Genomic DNA, 15,232 nt, shown 5'->3' on the forward strand with positions numbered 1-15,232 from the left:
CTCTTCGTGTTACGCTCAAAGATCACCTAGCGACGAAGGAAGATCATCTATGAGCGTGCGATCGTTTCCGCTGACCCTGCGCGTCACCGTGAGCGGAGCAACCCCGGATGAGATCAGAAAGGCCGCCGTGGCGCAGGCCCTCTCGTTCTTCGGGTCGAGCACCGAACTGGACGTCATCAGCGCCGAAGCCGAGCCGGACGGGGAGCATCACAACCGCTACCAGGCGACCATCGTCTTCCGGAAGGTCGGCTGATGAGCCTTGCCCGCGAGAGCGTCGGAGATGCGGTAGGTGGGCAACCGCCGCCGTTCGGCGTCGGTGACGATCAATGACCGCCGAGCTGGTCGTCGCCAGGGGCCAAGAGGTCGCGCTTCCGCTCGACCTGCCGCCGCTCGTTGTCGAGATCACCGCGATGTGGCTGGAGAGCCGTAAGTCGCCGAACACCCGGGCGGCCTACCGGCGCGACATCCGGAAGTGGTTCGCCTACTGCGAGCGGACCGGCCTGGACCCGCTGGAGATGAAGGTCCGGCACGCCGAGCTGTACGCCCGGTGGATGGTCGAGCAGGCGATCGAAAACGGGGAAGATCCGCCGAAGCCGAAGACGATCGCGCGGGCGATGGCCACGGCGTCGGCCTGGTACAAGTACCTGGTCAAGAACGACGTCGAAGTGATGAATCCGTTCGCCGAGGCCGACCGGCCGAGCATCCCTCGTAAGCACTCGGAAACGCAGGCGCTCACCAGGGCCGAAGCGCACGCGATGGTCGAGACCGCCGACGCGGACCACGGCGGATCCCGGTTGCGCACCGCGGCGCTGATCCGGGTCCTGGTCGAGCTGGGGATCCGCATCACGGAGGCGGTCGACGCCGACATCACGGATCTGGGCTATTCGCGTGGCTACCGGACGTTGAGCATCACGCTTAAGGGCGGCAAGCCGCTGGTCCGGAAGCTGCCGGTGGAGACCGCTCACGCCGTTGACCAGTACCTGGCTGAGCGGGCGGCGCGGGCCGGCGTGGAGCTGCGGGACCTGCGCGGTCCGCTGTTCGCGACCACCTCGGGCCAGCCGATGCTGCGGTGGAAGGCCTACGAGCTGGTGCAGCGGATCGCCAAGCAGGCCAGGATCGACGCGAAGGTGACGCCGCACACGCTGCGGCACACGTGGGCGTCGCTCGCCGAGGAGCTGGGTGCGACGCCGCGCCAGATTCAGGAAGCGCTCGGTCACCAGAGCATCGAGACGACGGAGATTTACCTGCACTCGCGGGACATGTTGGAGCGGGATCCGTCGCAGCTCGTCGCGGCGGCCGTCGAATAGCGGGGTCGCATGACACACGCCTGGGCCCACACCTGCGGAAACATCAACCCCGGAGTGTGGGTCTACGGCGCCGGGTGTGGGTGCCAGGCGATCGTGGAGCACGCCGAGGACGTCGAGCAATTCGAGCTGGTGCCGGTGGCCCGGGTCAGGTGATGTAGTTGATCCAGATGCCGATCGGGATAGATACGACGGCACCTGCGGTCAAGCCGATGATCAGGAGCTTCCACTCACGGCGACGCTGGTGGAGACGATCAACGCGGGCTGCAGCTTCGGCTTTGTCTGCGAGGGCTTGGGCGAGTTTTTCAATTTGCTCGTCGCTGATCTCCGTGTTGGTGATGATCTCGCGGACGGTGGAGAAGAAGTTCGTCTGCGGGCCGCTGCCGACGTGCTGGATGCCGTGGTCTCCGCCTTCGTATCGGTCGGATACTCCGGATATTCGGGGTTCGTCGTGGCGTCCGTTTCCCATAGCTTCATTGTCGCCTGGGCGTGTTGGATCCGCATGGGGTCATGGAAGGAAACTGCGGCGCGTCGACTAGGAAGTACCTAATGGCTGCTGCCACGCACGCCTGGCTGCACTCCTGCGGGGCGATCAACCTGGGGTTATGGAGGCGAGCCGTCATGTGTAGCGGCTGCCGCTTCTCCGTGGAGCACGCCGACGACGTCCAGCAGTTCAAGCTGACCCGAGTCTGGTAGGTCGAGGCCCTGCACTCCCGAAGCCACGGCGAAGTGACAAGTAACTTTCTGTAGTCGACTTACGCTCGATGCCTCACCTGCCGGATCCGACGTTTTGGCCCGCGATAACGAGACTTATCGCGGGCCAGGATCATGACGGTTCCGGCCTCGGGGAACAGGGCTGCTCCATTGTTCCCCTAGACCGGAGACGGGCCGGTGACCTGTCAGGGCCGCTCCGATCCGCCTCCCGACCTCATCAATCAGGCAGATCGACCTCGATCTGCTGCTCGGGGGCAGCACCTGCGGTCTCCGCAACTGTGTATTCCTTGGTGGGCGCATTGGCATCGCCCTGCTTGTACCCGATGGGGTAGCACCGGTAGTAGCAGATGCCGTTGCGGCAGTAGAGCAGGTAGCAGATCCACCTTCCGGCTGCTTGCGTGCAGGCGGTCTCCGGCGCGGCCTTGGACGCTGCGACCGTGAACGATGCGGCGTGAGCGCTGGTCGCGGGGAGCGCGACCAGCATGCCAGTGCCGGCCAGGACGGCACCGGCCAGGGCAGTTCCCGCCTTGCGGATAAAGGTGTGCATGATCCTCCTCGTTCATATGGGAAAGCACGAGAAGATAACTGTAATTAGAAAGTTGCAGGGAGTCACGAACTCGATCTCGGCTTGCCGTCGGTCGCCGACCCGTTTTCCGCCCTTATAGCCGCTGTTATCACGGATCGAAACGTCGAATCCGGGGCAAACATTGGCCATAGGACAACTACAGAGAGTTACTTGTCACTTGGCGGCAGCTTCGGGAGCGCTGGGCCGTCGAGAACGGAATCGGACTTTCCTCGCGAAGGGTCGGTTTCTGGTCAGTGATCAGCACGCGCGCGCGTCCCTGTAGTCGTCCCTGACGGACGATCACGCACACGCGCGTGTGACTGGATCAGTTCAAAGATGATCAGCTTAGAAACGATCTGAGCGCATCACCGCTGGTTACCGACACACCGACAAAACTGAATACGGAGGCCCCTCGCCGTGGTGCTACGCCCGCCGTTCTCCTACTACGGCGCGAAGGGCCGCCTCGCTCCCTTCATCGTCTCCCTCCTCCCCAAGCACGAGGTCTACGTCGAGCCCTTCGCCGGGTCCGGTGCTGTGTTCTTCGCGAAGACCCCGTCAAAGATCGAAACGCTGAACGACCTCAACGGCGACCTCGTCACCTTCATGCGGATGCTCCGCGACCGGCCGCGAGAGCTGCAGCGGGCCATCCAGTTCACCCCGTACGCCCGATCCGAGCACGCCGCAGCGAAGCTCGGCGACACCACGGCGTCCGACCTCGAACGCGCGCGCCGCTGGTGGATCCAATGCAGCCAGTCGCGCTCCGGAGAGGCCGGAGCGTCCTGGCGCCGGCCGACGGCGCGAACCAGGGTCAACAACCCCGCCGGGTCCAAGCGGGCCGGCGCGGCCCTGCGCTGGCACGCCGCCCGCCTCCGGGATGCCTTCATCGAGCAGGGCGACGCCTTCGAGCTGATCACCCGCATGGACTCGCCGGAAACCACGTTCTACCTGGACCCGCCCTACCTGCGGTCCACGAGGAACACGTTCGGCTCCGGCCACTACGTCAAGGAGATGGACGAGGCGCCCGAGCACCGCCGCCTCCTCGACATCCTCGTCGCGTGCCGCGGCGGCATCGTCCTGTCCGGCTACCGGTCAGAGCTGTATGACGAGGCCCTGGCCGGGTGGCGCCGCATCGACTACCGGGTAAGGCAAGCCTCCTCCGATGCGCGGGTCCACGCCGTCGAGTCCCTCTGGATCAACCGGTAGGCCAGTCGGGCAGACGCCTCCTTAGACGCCCTAGTTGACCAAGCATCACCGATGCGCTGGACTACGAGAGTGATCGAGCACACCGGGCAGCCCGCCTACCTCCAGATCGCCGACAACCTGCGCGAGCAGATCCGTCTGGGCGACCTCACTCCCGGTGCGACCCTGCCGTCAATCGCCCGTCTGTGCGAGCAGTATGGCGTCTCCGCGAGCGTCGTGAAGAACGCCGTCCACCTCCTCCGAGCGGAGGGCCTGGTCGTCGGCCAGCAGGGCAAAGGCGTGTTCGTCCGCGACACCCCTGCACCGGCAGCGCCGGTCGACGAGCTCGCCGAGCTCCGCGCGGCCGTACGTGACCTATCAGAGCGGCTCGCCCGAGTCGAGGCCTCTCTGGCGGCCCGCAGCTAAGTTCCGCTGAATGCAAGCGTCGACTTCTTCCCGAAGCTTGCGGTGAGCAGGATCTAGCTGATCAGGAAGCGTTCCCTGGTCCAGCAAGTGCTTTAGGACCCCCTCCCCTAGCCGCCTCTCTACCTGATTGTTATTGCGATGTACCTTCATCTGGATGATGTGTGTTGACTTTCCCGAGTCGACAAGTCTTTCGATCGTAACGGCCGGGTTGAACTCGCCAGCAATCACCACGTCGAACATGGTCATGAGATAGAGCCTCAACAGGAGCGCCATCTGCTGCATTCGGGCTGTGGTTGCTCCGCAGGCGAACGTCAGTGACGTGATCAGCTTGAAGAGCTTCCCGGGACAACTGTCGATCACGGCGACGAGTTCCTCGGCGCGGATCTCAGCTCGCTGCGATTTTCCGTACCGCAGGCGTGCTGACCAGGCGACGATTTTTCGGGCCGCCCAGGGGGAGAGGTCGCAACACTCGTTCACTAAGAGGCCACTGCCGATGGCGAGGATGACTTCTTCCTTGCTCATCGGCCACCGCCGACCAGGAGCGCACGCATCCGGTCGAGCTGGAGGAACCCGAAAGCGGGTTTGGCCTTGAGTGCCGCTGGCCGCCGCTCGGCGAGCAGTGCGCGGGCCGCGGGAACGCCTGCGCCGGTCAGCCGGTAGAGGCGGCGTCGAGGACGGCTCTCCTCAGACGGAACCTCTTCCCACTCGCCGCTGATCATGTGGGCGTCTTCGAGGCGGTCGAGCACGTTGTAGACGGTCGGGCCCGAGCGTTTGACCTCTTTCATGATCGCCCAGCCGTGGATTGGCGTGTCCTCCTGGTGGGCGCGTAGCAGCACCTCCAGAACGTCCAGCGTCGGCTGGGTGACGCGTTTGATCTCTGCCATGCGCTTATCTTACCTACTCAAAATAAGCGGCGTGGCTCTTTCCCTCTGGAGGTTTCGTGTCCACGCTCGTCCCCCAGACCTACCGCATGGTCGCGGTCGCCGATCTGGAACCACATCCGGCCAACCCGCACAAGGGTGATCTGGACGTGATCCGGGAGTCCGTCAGAGAGAACGGCTTCTACGGCGTCGTCATCGTTCAGCAGTCCCGGATGCGGATCATCGCAGGTGAGCACCGGTGGCGCTCCGCCCGAGAGGAGGGCCTGGCCGAGCTGCCCGCGGTGCTGCTCGACGTGAATGATGAGCAAGCCAAGCGGATCATGCTAGCCGACAACCGCACACCGGAGTTCGGCGGCTACGACGATCAGGTGCTCGCCGACCTCCTGCAGGGCCTCCCTGACCTGAGCGGCACCGGCTGGTCCGATGACGACCTGGCCGACCTGCTCAGCGACACCGGCGGCATTGAGATCGTCACCGACGAGCCCGCGGGACCTCGCTCTGCCCCACCGCCCGACCCCGAGCCGGAGAACACGGTGAGCGGCGGCCGGCCGAACTCGCGGCCAGGCCCCGACGACGAGGAAGACGACCTCGAGAGCGAGGACCTTGACGACGTCGGCGACGAGCGGGTGGACGCGCCGCCGCAGCCCCGCCCGAAGGCGGGTGTCACCGCTGACCTGCTGCTCGCGCTGACGGCCGCTGAGCACGACGAGCTGACCGACCTCCTCGGCAAGGTCCGGGCCCGCGACGGCGAAGCCACGACCACGCACATCATCATGGCGGCGCTACGCGCCTACGCCGCCTGACACAGAAGGGCGGCCTCCCCTTATGGTTGTCAGCAAGTCCCGGCAGGTCGAAATCTCCCAGCGCCGCCACCAGGCCGTGCAGATGCGAACCGCTGGTGTGTCTCCCACGGTCATCGCGGAACGGCTCGGCTACTCGGGCGCGGCCGCCGTCAGCAAGGACATTGACCGCGCCCTGCAGCGGGCCGCCAAGCAAGAGCACCTCGCGAGCGAGCAGCTGCTCAAGTTGGAGATCGACCGGCTCGACCGCATCATGGCGGCGCTGTGGCCGAAGGTCATCAAGGGCGACGTGTCCGCCGCCGAGACGGCGCTGAAGACCATCAACCGGCGGGCGTCGCTGCTGGGCCTGGATCTGATCAACCGCAACGGTGTCGCCGACACTGACATGGCGTCGCTGCTGGGCACCATGCTGGCGCAGTTGCAGTCCCGGTACATCCCCGCGGACCCCGACGTCGACACGATCATCGAGGCCGACATCGTCTCTGAGATCGAGTCCGGAGACGCTGAATGAGCCTCGGCGAGGTGGTGTCGCTGTCGCCGAAGCAGGAACGCTCGATCGCCGAGGCCACCGCCCGTCTGAACATTTGGTCCGGGGCGATCCGGTCGGGCAAGACCATCGCGTCCCTGCTCAGGTGGCTGATGTACGTCGCGAACGCTCCTCGCGGCGGCGCCCTGGTGATCGTCGGCAAGACCGCTGACACCATCGCGCGAAATATCTTCGACCCGCTGATGGACCCGGCGATCACCGGCCCGCTGTCGCGCCGCATCATCTACACTCGCGGCGCGCCGACGGCCAACATCCTCGGCCGCCGCGTCGAGATCATCAGCTCGAACGACGCCCGGTCAGAGAACCGGCTGCGAGGCATGACCTGTGCCGGGGCGTACGTCGACGAGGCCACGCTGATCGAGCGGTCCTTCTGGGACCAGCTCCTGGCCCGTCTGAGCGTCAAGGGCGCGAAGCTGTTCGCCTCGACGAACCCGGACTCGCCGACCCACTGGCTGAAGAAGCATTTCCTCGACCGGGCCGGCGAGCTGGACCTGAACCACTGGCACTTCACGCTCGACGACAACCCGGCCTTGGACCCGCTATACGTGGCCAACCTGAAGCTGGAGTACACGGGCCTCTGGTACAAGCGGTTCATCCTCGGGCAGTGGGTCGTCGCTGAGGGCGCGATCTACGACCTGTGGGATCCGGACAAGCATGTCGTAGACGAGCTGCCCTTGATGGAGCGGTGGCTGTCGGTAGGCGTCGACTACGGCACGGTCAACCCGTTCGACGCGATTCTCGTCGGCGTGTCCACGCCGGACGCAGCCGGCCAGCGTCGCATCTACCTCGCCAGCGAGTGGCGGTGGGACTCGCGGAAGGAGCGGCGGCAGCTCACCGACGCCGAGTACGCCCAGAAGCTCATTCACTGGTTGGACCACATCCCCGGCACCTACGGCCCCGGCACCTACGGGGTGCGGCCGCAGTGGGTGATCGTGGACCCGTCCGCCGCAAGCTTCATCACGCAGCTCCACCGCGATGGTCTGGTACCGCAGATGGGCGACAACTCCGTTCTGGACGGCATCCGCACCGTCAGCAACCTGCTGGCGGCCGACCACCTGCGGATTCACCGGTCAGTGTCCGGGTTCCTCGACGAGGTGGGCTCCTACGCCTGGGACGACAAGAAGGCCGAGAAGGGCGACGACGCACCGGTGAAGACCGATGACCACGCCCTCGACGCCGCCCGGTACGCGCTGCACACCACTCAGTCGGCCTGGCTACCGCTGCTGCAGCCGGTCTTCTGACCCAAGACGCGCACCCCTCGATCTATGGCGGGCCGAGGGGTGCGCCTGCTCCGCACGCCCCACCCGCGTGCGTCGAGCCCCGATGGGCTCGGTCTCCCGCGTAGTTGAGGGGCTACACGGGAGGCCGAGACCATCCCGTTTCTGATGAGGAGAGTCATGCCCGACTTCCAGTTCAATGTGTCCAAGGGGCGCACGGTCGAGCTGTACCGCCGAGTCCAGACCAGCGACCCAGCCAACAGCGCCCTGATCGTGCTCGCTCTGGCCGCCGCGAACGTCGAAACCGACGCCGTCCTACGCGATAAGGACACACTCGCCGACGTCCTGGCCGGAACCACCGACGAGGCGACCAACCCGGGCTACAGCCGCAAGGTGTTGGTCGCGGCCAACCTGACCCCAGTGGTCCCCGACGACGTCAACGACTGGGTGGACCTGGCCATCCCCGAGCAGACGTGGACCAACGTGCAGACGGGCAGCAACTGGTCGAAAATCCTGATCTGCTACCGGCCGGCGCCCGCGTCACCGGACTCGGCGATCGTGCCGCTCACCTCGCACGATTTCCCAATCAACCCGGACGGCAGCAACGTCGTCGCCCAGGTCGACCCGACCGGCTTCTTCCGGGCGGTCTGACCATGGCCAAGACCGGATACTCCGCGCTCACCCCCGCCCCGGTGACGCTGGTGGCCAACACCGCCAAGAGCGTCCTCGGAGTGCTCGCCCCGGCCTCGTTCGGCCTGGACCTGAAGAAGATCAGGGTCGGCCTGTACGGTATCTCGGCGGCCGGGGTGCCGGGCGACATCGAGCTGTGCGCGGCCACGTTCGCGACCAACCCGCCGGCCGCGTCCATGGCCTACGCCACGGCGGTCACCCCGCAGCAGCTCTACGGCCGGACCATCCCTGCGGGCTTCCTCGCTGCCGCCGCGTGGACGACGGAGCCGACCGTGCTGACTGTGCTCGACTCCTGGCCCCTGTCGCCCAACGGCGGCCTCGCCATCTATGACGTCCCCCTGGGCGACACCCCGGACTGCGCGCCCGGGACCGGGTTCGTGCTGCGCGCGAAGTACGCCGCGGCGGTGACCATCAGCGCAGGCTTCCAGGTCGAGCGGGCCTGAACCATGCGGGGAGGCTCCCATGCAGTGGATTGAGACCATCGAGAGTGCCGTCGTCAGGGTGCCGTACACCTCGAACGACACGTGGGGCACCTCGACCGGGCGGGCGCACAGCGGTTCGTACTCGCTGTCGCACATCCCCATCGGCCACGGCCAGACGGCGACGATGACGATGACGATGCCGCTGCGGGCGACGACCATCCAGTTCTGGTATTCCGTCAGCAGCGAACCCACCCACGACAAGTTCGAGTTCCTCATCAACGGGGTCGTGCAGCTGACCGCCTCGGGCAATGTCCCATGGACACAGTCGCCGGTCTACAACCTCAACGGCGCCACCCAGGTGGTGTTCAGGTACTCCAAGGACGGCAGCTCCTCGGACCCGGTCGATGCCGTGTACATCGACGACCTGGTGTTCGAGATCCCGGACGTCTCCCTCCCGCTGACCAACAGCTTCAACGGCGGCACCAGCGGGACGGCGATCACCAAGGTCAACTCCGGCGGGGCCTCGGGGACCGCCTTCGACAACGTGCTGGGCTCCCCGCAGTTCAGCAACGTGGTCGGCCGTGAAGGAGCGGGCCTGGTCGCGGTGAACGCAGTGCAGGACTCCGACACCCATATCGACTGGGTGAACGTCCCCACGGTCGGCAACAGCTTCTGCGTCCGGTGGTACATGTACCGGGCCGGGGCGCTGACGGCAGGAAACCTCTCGGCGATGTTCGCGCTGCTCAGCGGCCCCGGACTTGACCACATCATCTCGAAGGTGTGGCTGCGCAACACCAGCGGGACGATCCGCGCGTTCAAGGGCTACAGCACCGCCTTAGCGGATACGGCGGCCACCACGAACCTCGTGATCCCGCAGAATCAGTGGGTCCGTGTCGAACTGCGTTACACCCTCGACAGCGCCCAGAACGGCACCGTTGAAATCTGGGCGTACCTGGACCCTGATTCCCTTGATCACGATGACTACGTCATCTCGCCGTCTCTGACCTGGCCGGGGATCAAGCCCCTCACGGCGGAGTTCCACCTGAGGCATGAAAGCGCTGGGCGGCTCTACGTCGATGACATCGCGGTCGGCCCGAACAAGCTCGGTCCGGCGCCTCCTGCGGTGAGCGGGCGTCCCCGAGGCATGCCGCAGGGCCTGCCTCGGGCGGCGCAGCGGACCGCGACCTGGTAGGGGGTGAACGATGGCCCGCACGGGACGTTCATCCCCTGCTCGTCCGGTTGTCGCCCGTTCCCGGGCCTCCGGTCCGGTCGCCGCCCAGGTCATCGAGACCGGGCTCGCGCGGCCGCTCAGCTGTACCAAGACCCGCGTGCTCGGTAAGGTCAGCGAGATCGGCAGTGCTCAGCCGGTCACGCGCGTCCGCGCTCGGCTGCTCGGACCGGTGATCGAGACCGGGCAGGCCGCAGTGCTCGGCCGTACCAGAACCCGCGTACTCGGGCCGCCGGTCGAGACCGGGACGGCGTGGCCGGCGCCCCGGGTCAAAACCCGCGCGGTGGGCCGCGTCGAGGAGCTCGGCACCGCGCTCCCGCTGCAGGGCTGGGCCGCAGTTCGGAAGATCACCGAGGCCGGAACTGTCCGGCCGATCACCCCCGTCAAGGTCCGGCCGCTGAGCCAGGTCACCGAGACCGGGCATGCCGCAGTGATCGTGTGCGCGCGCGGCCAGCTCCTGGCCCAGGTCGTGGAGACCGGCACCGGTCATCTGCTCGGCCGCATCAAGGTCCGGCCGCTGTCCGTCGTTGAGGAGACCGACACCGTCCGCACGATCCGGCCGCAGCCGCCGATCGTCCGCACGCTCGGCCAGGTCGTCGAGACCGGCACCGTCCGGCGGATCCTGCGCCTGGCCCCGCCGCTTCGTGCCAGTACACCGTTCACGGTGTGGGCGGCGTCGCTACCTGTCGTGGAGTGGCACGCCTCCTCGCCGCACACCTCGTGGTCTGCCGGACCTCCGACAACGTCGTAGGAGCGCTCTGCCGTGGAACCGATTTCCTCTCTCAGTCGCCCGTACATCTACACCGTCATCAACGGCGCATTCGGATCCGAGCAGGTCGAGATCGCTTTCACGAACCTCGGCGCCGAGCCCATCGAGACCGATTGGCACCCCGCCGAGTGGGCTGGCAGCACCGAGGATGGCCGCCGGGCGCGCATCCTCATCGGCCCTGGCGGCACCGTCACCCTGACGGACGGCACCTACCTGATGTGGGCCCGCGTGACCGGTGCCGTGGAGCGGCCCGTGATCCCCTGCGGGTCCGTCCCCATCACCTGACAGGAGTTCCCTCATGTCCCAGCTCCCGACCACCGGTGAGATCGTCCGCTACCAGGGCAAGCAGGGCCTCCACGCTGTTCGCGCCGCGATCGTCACGGCGGACGTGACAACGCTGGACCCGCGTGGCGTCGAGGTCGACGCGGTGCCCGCGCTCGATGACGAGTTCCACGTCCACCTGTGGGTCTTCACGCCCGGCAAAGTCGGCGGGTTCCACGAGTACAACGTCCCGCCGGGCACCCAGCCCGGCACCTGGCACCGGTCGGCGGCCACCAAGTGAGCGATCAGACCATCACCTGGCGACAGGCGGCGTCCCATGCCGCCAAGGTCCTGGAGCGCGCCGACTGCGAGCCCAACCCAGACATGGTCCTGGCCAAGGTCGCCATCGCCGAAGGCTGGACGCAGTTGGCCGCCGCCTTGTCGGAGATCGAGCACACGTGAACAGGAGGGTGGCCGATGCCGCTTCCCGAGCGTAATCAGGAGTGGCCGCCGCCTGCGATCCGACAGGAGATGCGGCTCTACGACCAGCACGGCGCCTGGTACGCCGGTGACCCGGATCGTCTGGCGGACGTATACGGCGGCAACCAGGCAACGCCGAGGATGGGGATGGACCCGAAGGGCTGGGACCGGCCCATCACACGCGCGGGCGGCTACTTCGGCCGGATGATCCGCTACTTCTGGGCGACGCCGACGCCGGCGGGGCAGTCGCGGGCGACGAAACTCCACATTCCGATCGCCGCTGACATCGCGGCCACTTCGGCTGACCTGCTGTTTTCCGAGCCGCCGACGCTCAAGGTCAAGGGCAAGAAGGGGCAGCAGCGGCTGGATGCGGTGATGCACGAGGCCGGGGTGTACGGCACCCTGCTGGAGGCTGCTGAGATGGGCGCCGCGTACGGCGGCGTGTATCTCAGGGTGGGCTGGGACACGACCATGGCGGATTACCCCGTCGTGGACGCGTTGCCGCCGGACGCTGCAGTGCCGGAGTTCAACTCTGGGCGGCTCAAGGCAGTCACGTTCTGGAGGGTCGTGCACGAGGACGACCGGTCGGGCGAGGTGTGGCGGCACCTGGAGCGGCACGAGAAGGGCCGCGTTCTCCACGGCCTGTACCAGGGCGATGAGGACCACCTGGGCATGCAGATTCCGCTGGAGGAGCACCCTTCCACGGAGGGGTTCGCCGAGATCGTGGATGAGAACGGCGGGTTCGACAGCGGCTACGACCGGGGCCTGCTTGTCCACTACGTCCCCAACATGCGGCCGCACCGCACGATCAGGGGTACGGCAGTCGGCCGGTCCGACTACGCGGGCGTTGAGCCGCTGATGGACGCCCTGGACGAGACCTGGACGTCATGGATGCGGGACCTGCGGCTCGGCAAGGCCAGGATCATCGTCCCGGAGGTGTATCTGACGACCGGCGCCCGCGGGCAGGCCGCTTCGTGGGACCCCGACCGGGAGATCTACAGCGCACTGTCGGGCATGCTGCCATCGCCGAACAACCCCAACAACATGATCACCCTGAGCCAGTTCAACATCCGGGTGACCGAGCACGCCGAGACGTCCAAGTCGCTGATCTCGCAGATTCTGCGGGGCGCCGGGTACAGCGTGCAGAGCTTCGGTGAGGGCGGCGACGGGCAGGCCCGCACCGCGACCGAGATCCACATGCAGCAGAACCGGTCGTACTCCACACGGGGCCGGAAGATCGGCTATTGGACACCGGGATTGGCTTGGTTGTCGGAGGCGATGCTGGCCGTCGATCACGAGGTGTTCGACACGAAGGTCGTGGCGGAACGCGCCGTCGTTGAGTGGCCGGACGGCGTCATGCCGGACCCGGAGGCGATGGGCCGCACCCTGGACATGCTGAACCGAGCGCAGGCTGTCAGCCTGGACACGAAGATTCGGTGGGTGCACCCCGACTGGGACGAGGTGCAGGTCCAGGCCGAGAAGGAACGGCTGCGTGACGAGCTCGGGCTGACCGTCCCGGACCCGGTGACGCTGACTGAAACGTTCGTCCCTGACGCGACCGGCGAGGACTGATGGCCGTCACTCCAGTCGGAGCGATCGAGGTCGGTCTGGAGCAGGCGCGGCGAGTCGCGGCCATGTACGCCGACGCGGAGGCGGCGCTGCTCGCGCGGATCGCCGCGCGGGTCGGTAAGGACCTCGGCAACGACGACGGCAACGACTGGGCGGACAAGCGGCTTGGCGAGGTGACGCAGCTCCGCAAGGAAGCCGCGTCGATCGTCCGCCGACTGGAGTCGGCAGCGAAGGCGGCCGCGCAGCAGGCGGTGCTCGACACGTGGGCCGAAGGTATGGACGCCGCGGTGCGCGGCGCCGTGCTGCAGGTCCACGACGCGAAGGTGCGTAATCGGCTGGAGCGGGTGCTGCGGGACGCGCGGAACCTCGGCGCGAAGAAGGGCATTAACGCCGGTCAGGGCGTCGCTGAGCTGGCCGCGCAGGCGGGCAGGATCATCACGGCCGTGCATGAGGGCGCGCTACGTGCGGTGGACGACATCTACCGCAACGTCATCGCCGAGGCGGCCAGCCGGACACTAATCGGCGCGGAAACCCGGCGGGAGGCCGCGCAGCGAGCGCTCGACCGACTCACCGCGCAGGGCATTACGGGGTTCACCGATTCGGCCAGTCCTCCTCGGACGTGGAACCTGACCAGCTACGTCGAGATGGCGATGCGCACCGCGACCGCGCGGGCAGCGGTGGACGGGCACCTGTCCACGCTGCGTGACGCCGGGATTGGACTGGTCAGTGTGTCGTGGCTGCCGCTCACATGCGGCCGGTGCGCCCGCTGGGAGGGCACGGTGCTGGCCCTGGCCGGTTCGGCGGGCACCCGGGTGGAGGAGAACCCGGCCACGGGCGTGCAGGTGTTCGTGGAGGTGGCGGGGACGGTCGCGGAGGCCCGACTGGCGGGGCTGCTGCACCCGAACTGTGGCCACAGCCTGAACGCCTACCTTCCTGGGGTGTCCAGGCCGGCGCCGGTCCTGGAGTCGAAGACGACGTACGCCGATACGCAGCGGCAGCGCTACCTGGAGCGGAAGGTCCGGGAGAACAAGAGGCGCGCGGCGGTCGCGCTTGACGGCGACGCCCGCGCGAAGGCCGACGCGAAGGCGTCCGCCTACCAGCAGCAGCTCAAGGACCTGAGTAAGGCGACGGGCCTGCGGCGTAAGACCGGTCGAGAGAAGGTCGACGCGCCGCCGAAGGACCTGGAGAAGCTGACGGACGAGGAGATCGCCGAGCAGTCGCAGCGGTTCTCCCACGACGAGCAGGCCATGGCCCGGCTCGAACAGGAGATGAACCGCCGCGACGAGGAGGCGGCGGCTGCGCGGAAGGCCGCTGGTCCCGCCGCGCAGGACGACCCGATCGCCGCCCTGTCAGAGATCAACGACATCGGTGACCTGACCGATGACCATCTGACGGCGTTGATGGAGCGGTACCGCGACGACGATGACGGCATGGCCCGGATGCTCGACGAACTGGACCGCATCGAGCAGCAGACCCGCCAGCGTGAGCAGTGGTCGTGGAACTGGCGCGAAGAGGAAACCGAGGCTGACCGGCAGATCTCAGACCTCATCGTGTCGGGCCGCTACTCCTACATGGAGGCGTACGCCGAGGTGCACGGGCTGGACCCGGCGGAGCTGGAACGTCAGGAGCGGCGGGCGCTTCTGGAGTCCGAACGCTGGCCGAGCGAGGACGTCGACCAGACGGTGCGGCGCATGTACGCGGCCTGGCTGGATGAGCAATACGTTCAGGCGGGCGAGCAGGCTGTTCGGGGCGGTGACTTTGTCACGAAGGAGGGCCGGGCCAAGGGCATCGACCCGCGCTCGCTGTTCTCCGGACCAGCGTCCCGCGCTCGAAAGTACGCCTCGGAGGAACTGCTGCGCTGGTGGCAGAACAACCCGCGCATGACCTTGACGGAGTTCCGCGCGATGTGGCTGGGCCGCGACAGCGACCGCAAGGCCGCTAAGCAGATCCGCGCGGGCGGCGCTGGGAGGGAGTTCGGCGTATGACCCTCTCTGAGACCGACCGCAGGGCGGCCGTGACGTTTGGCCGCCTGGCCGGCGAGCGCGGCATGCCGATCGTTACCTGCCCATATCCGGCGCAGGGCGATGACCGGCAGCGTGCGCTGCGGTTGCTGTGGATGCGCACGTACGCGCGGCACAGCTCGGGCGCGTAGTCGCCCTTCCCCATGGGCCCGCCGGGCG

Annotated in this window: 22 protein-coding genes; 18 read left to right on the plus strand and 4 right to left on the minus strand. The window is 67.2% G+C overall.

The features are described 5' to 3' along the window. Positions 1-49: 49 nt before the first annotated feature. The 3 genes from ACZ6R6_RS27655 (at position 50) to ACZ6R6_RS27665 (ending at position 1,460) form a co-directional block, all read left to right on the plus strand. The gene (locus tag ACZ6R6_RS27655; RefSeq protein ID WP_470098049.1) at positions 50-253 is read left to right on the plus strand and encodes a hypothetical protein; all 204 of its coding nucleotides are present in this window, start codon (positions 50-52) and stop codon (positions 251-253) included. A gap of 73 nt (positions 254-326) precedes the next feature. Continuing rightward, positions 327-1,307, plus strand: coding sequence for a tyrosine-type recombinase/integrase (locus tag ACZ6R6_RS27660; RefSeq protein ID WP_470098051.1), 981 nt, complete (start codon positions 327-329; stop codon positions 1,305-1,307). Positions 1,308-1,316: 9 nt separating this feature from the next. Next, positions 1,317-1,460, plus strand: coding sequence for a hypothetical protein (locus tag ACZ6R6_RS27665; RefSeq protein WP_470098053.1), 144 nt, complete (start codon positions 1,317-1,319; stop codon positions 1,458-1,460). Here ACZ6R6_RS27665 and ACZ6R6_RS27670 read toward each other — a convergent pair. Further along, complete coding sequence (locus tag ACZ6R6_RS27670; RefSeq protein ID WP_470098055.1) at positions 1,453-1,773, minus strand: hypothetical protein; 321 nt, start codon at positions 1,771-1,773, stop codon at positions 1,453-1,455. The two genes, ACZ6R6_RS27665 and ACZ6R6_RS27670, sit on opposite strands and share 8 nt — an antisense overlap. Before the next feature lie 462 nt (positions 1,774-2,235). Beyond that, positions 2,236-2,565, minus strand: coding sequence for a hypothetical protein (locus ACZ6R6_RS27675; RefSeq protein WP_470098057.1), 330 nt, complete (start codon positions 2,563-2,565; stop codon positions 2,236-2,238). Between the two features lie 435 nt (positions 2,566-3,000). On the opposite strand from ACZ6R6_RS27675, the gene ACZ6R6_RS27680 reads away from it, so the two are divergent. Continuing rightward, complete coding sequence (locus tag ACZ6R6_RS27680; RefSeq protein ID WP_470098059.1) at positions 3,001-3,786, plus strand: DNA adenine methylase; 786 nt, start codon at positions 3,001-3,003, stop codon at positions 3,784-3,786. Positions 3,787-3,837: 51 nt separating this feature from the next. Next, positions 3,838-4,188: a winged helix-turn-helix domain-containing protein gene (locus tag ACZ6R6_RS27685; protein WP_470098061.1), complete on the plus strand. Its 351-nt coding sequence runs from the start codon at positions 3,838-3,840 to the stop codon at positions 4,186-4,188. On the opposite strand, the gene ACZ6R6_RS27690 is transcribed toward ACZ6R6_RS27685, so the two are convergent. Together ACZ6R6_RS27690 and ACZ6R6_RS27695 are read right to left on the minus strand one after the other, a co-directional pair. Further along, positions 4,141-4,710, minus strand: a complete 570-nt coding sequence (locus tag ACZ6R6_RS27690) for a hypothetical protein (protein ID WP_470098063.1) — start codon at positions 4,708-4,710, stop codon at positions 4,141-4,143. The genes ACZ6R6_RS27685 and ACZ6R6_RS27690 overlap by 48 nt on opposite strands. Further along, the gene (locus ACZ6R6_RS27695) at positions 4,707-5,072 is read right to left on the minus strand and encodes a PadR family transcriptional regulator (RefSeq protein ID WP_470098065.1); all 366 of its coding nucleotides are present in this window, start codon (positions 5,070-5,072) and stop codon (positions 4,707-4,709) included. Before ACZ6R6_RS27695 ends, ACZ6R6_RS27690 begins: the two co-directional genes overlap by 4 nt. A gap of 56 nt (positions 5,073-5,128) precedes the next feature. On the opposite strand from ACZ6R6_RS27695, the gene ACZ6R6_RS27700 reads away from it, so the two are divergent. From ACZ6R6_RS27700 to ACZ6R6_RS27760, 13 genes are all read left to right on the plus strand, one after another. Next, entirely contained in the window at positions 5,129-5,872 is a 744-nt protein-coding gene (locus ACZ6R6_RS27700; protein WP_470098067.1) for a ParB/RepB/Spo0J family partition protein, read from the plus strand. A gap of 22 nt (positions 5,873-5,894) precedes the next feature. Further along, positions 5,895-6,380: a hypothetical protein gene (locus ACZ6R6_RS27705; RefSeq protein ID WP_470098068.1), complete on the plus strand. Its 486-nt coding sequence runs from the start codon at positions 5,895-5,897 to the stop codon at positions 6,378-6,380. After that, entirely contained in the window at positions 6,377-7,657 is a 1,281-nt protein-coding gene (locus ACZ6R6_RS27710) for a PBSX family phage terminase large subunit (protein WP_470098070.1), read from the plus strand. The genes ACZ6R6_RS27705 and ACZ6R6_RS27710 overlap by 4 nt, the downstream gene beginning before the upstream one ends. 156 nt (positions 7,658-7,813) lie before the next feature. Then, complete coding sequence (locus tag ACZ6R6_RS27715; RefSeq protein WP_470098072.1) at positions 7,814-8,284, plus strand: hypothetical protein; 471 nt, start codon at positions 7,814-7,816, stop codon at positions 8,282-8,284. A 2-nt stretch (positions 8,285-8,286) separates the two neighbouring features. Further along, entirely contained in the window at positions 8,287-8,766 is a 480-nt protein-coding gene (locus ACZ6R6_RS27720; RefSeq protein WP_470098074.1) for a hypothetical protein, read from the plus strand. A gap of 19 nt (positions 8,767-8,785) precedes the next feature. Then, entirely contained in the window at positions 8,786-9,937 is a 1,152-nt protein-coding gene (locus ACZ6R6_RS27725) for a hypothetical protein (protein ID WP_470098076.1), read from the plus strand. A gap of 136 nt (positions 9,938-10,073) precedes the next feature. Next, positions 10,074-10,724 carry a hypothetical protein gene (locus ACZ6R6_RS27730; RefSeq protein ID WP_470098078.1) on the plus strand — a complete coding sequence of 217 codons (651 nt, stop codon included), beginning with the start codon at positions 10,074-10,076 and terminating at the stop codon, positions 10,722-10,724. Positions 10,725-10,736: 12 nt separating this feature from the next. Further along, on the plus strand, positions 10,737-11,027 hold the full coding sequence (locus ACZ6R6_RS27735) for a hypothetical protein (RefSeq protein WP_470098080.1): 291 nt from the start codon (positions 10,737-10,739) through the stop codon (positions 11,025-11,027). 13 nt (positions 11,028-11,040) lie between these two features. Then, the gene (locus tag ACZ6R6_RS27740; RefSeq protein ID WP_470098082.1) at positions 11,041-11,304 is read left to right on the plus strand and encodes a hypothetical protein; all 264 of its coding nucleotides are present in this window, start codon (positions 11,041-11,043) and stop codon (positions 11,302-11,304) included. Further along, entirely contained in the window at positions 11,301-11,465 is a 165-nt protein-coding gene (locus tag ACZ6R6_RS27745) for a hypothetical protein (RefSeq protein ID WP_470098084.1), read from the plus strand. Before ACZ6R6_RS27740 ends, ACZ6R6_RS27745 begins: the two co-directional genes overlap by 4 nt. Before the next feature lie 69 nt (positions 11,466-11,534). Continuing rightward, positions 11,535-13,055 (plus strand): phage portal protein, encoded by a 1,521-nt coding sequence (locus ACZ6R6_RS27750; protein WP_470098086.1) that lies wholly within the window; start codon positions 11,535-11,537, stop codon positions 13,053-13,055. Then, positions 13,055-15,037 (plus strand): phage minor capsid protein, encoded by a 1,983-nt coding sequence (locus ACZ6R6_RS27755; protein WP_470098088.1) that lies wholly within the window; start codon positions 13,055-13,057, stop codon positions 15,035-15,037. The genes ACZ6R6_RS27750 and ACZ6R6_RS27755 overlap by 1 nt, the downstream gene beginning before the upstream one ends. Then, complete coding sequence (locus ACZ6R6_RS27760; RefSeq protein WP_386439725.1) at positions 15,034-15,204, plus strand: Rmf/CrpP fold protein; 171 nt, start codon at positions 15,034-15,036, stop codon at positions 15,202-15,204. Before ACZ6R6_RS27755 ends, ACZ6R6_RS27760 begins: the two co-directional genes overlap by 4 nt. Positions 15,205-15,232 lie beyond the last annotated feature (28 nt).

It is taken from the genome of Streptosporangium sp. NPDC048886, assembly GCF_055586905.1.

What these genes read in the sequence shown, in the direction of transcription:
- ACZ6R6_RS27655 (WP_470098049.1), top strand. Translation starts at nt 50, where the DNA reads ATGAGCGTGCGATCGTTTCCGCTGACCCTGCGCGTCACCGTGAGCGGA.
- ACZ6R6_RS27660 (WP_470098051.1), top strand. Translation starts at nt 327, where the DNA reads ATGACCGCCGAGCTGGTCGTCGCCAGGGGCCAAGAGGTCGCGCTTCCG.
- ACZ6R6_RS27665 (WP_470098053.1), top strand. Translation starts at nt 1,317, where the DNA reads ATGACACACGCCTGGGCCCACACCTGCGGAAACATCAACCCCGGAGTG.
- ACZ6R6_RS27670 (WP_470098055.1), bottom strand. Translation starts at nt 1,773, where the DNA reads ATGGGAAACGGACGCCACGACGAACCCCGAATATCCGGAGTATCCGAC.
- ACZ6R6_RS27675 (WP_470098057.1), bottom strand. Translation starts at nt 2,565, where the DNA reads ATGCACACCTTTATCCGCAAGGCGGGAACTGCCCTGGCCGGTGCCGTC.
- ACZ6R6_RS27685 (WP_470098061.1), top strand. Translation starts at nt 3,838, where the DNA reads ATGCGCTGGACTACGAGAGTGATCGAGCACACCGGGCAGCCCGCCTAC.
- ACZ6R6_RS27690 (WP_470098063.1), bottom strand. Translation starts at nt 4,710, where the DNA reads ATGAGCAAGGAAGAAGTCATCCTCGCCATCGGCAGTGGCCTCTTAGTG.
- ACZ6R6_RS27695 (WP_470098065.1), bottom strand. Translation starts at nt 5,072, where the DNA reads ATGGCAGAGATCAAACGCGTCACCCAGCCGACGCTGGACGTTCTGGAG.
- ACZ6R6_RS27705 (WP_470098068.1), top strand. Translation starts at nt 5,895, where the DNA reads ATGGTTGTCAGCAAGTCCCGGCAGGTCGAAATCTCCCAGCGCCGCCAC.
- ACZ6R6_RS27710 (WP_470098070.1), top strand. Translation starts at nt 6,377, where the DNA reads ATGAGCCTCGGCGAGGTGGTGTCGCTGTCGCCGAAGCAGGAACGCTCG.
- ACZ6R6_RS27715 (WP_470098072.1), top strand. Translation starts at nt 7,814, where the DNA reads ATGCCCGACTTCCAGTTCAATGTGTCCAAGGGGCGCACGGTCGAGCTG.
- ACZ6R6_RS27720 (WP_470098074.1), top strand. Translation starts at nt 8,287, where the DNA reads ATGGCCAAGACCGGATACTCCGCGCTCACCCCCGCCCCGGTGACGCTG.
- ACZ6R6_RS27725 (WP_470098076.1), top strand. Translation starts at nt 8,786, where the DNA reads ATGCAGTGGATTGAGACCATCGAGAGTGCCGTCGTCAGGGTGCCGTAC.
- ACZ6R6_RS27740 (WP_470098082.1), top strand. Translation starts at nt 11,041, where the DNA reads ATGTCCCAGCTCCCGACCACCGGTGAGATCGTCCGCTACCAGGGCAAG.
- ACZ6R6_RS27750 (WP_470098086.1), top strand. Translation starts at nt 11,535, where the DNA reads ATGCGGCTCTACGACCAGCACGGCGCCTGGTACGCCGGTGACCCGGAT.
- ACZ6R6_RS27755 (WP_470098088.1), top strand. Translation starts at nt 13,055, where the DNA reads ATGGCCGTCACTCCAGTCGGAGCGATCGAGGTCGGTCTGGAGCAGGCG.
- ACZ6R6_RS27760 (WP_386439725.1), top strand. Translation starts at nt 15,034, where the DNA reads ATGACCCTCTCTGAGACCGACCGCAGGGCGGCCGTGACGTTTGGCCGC.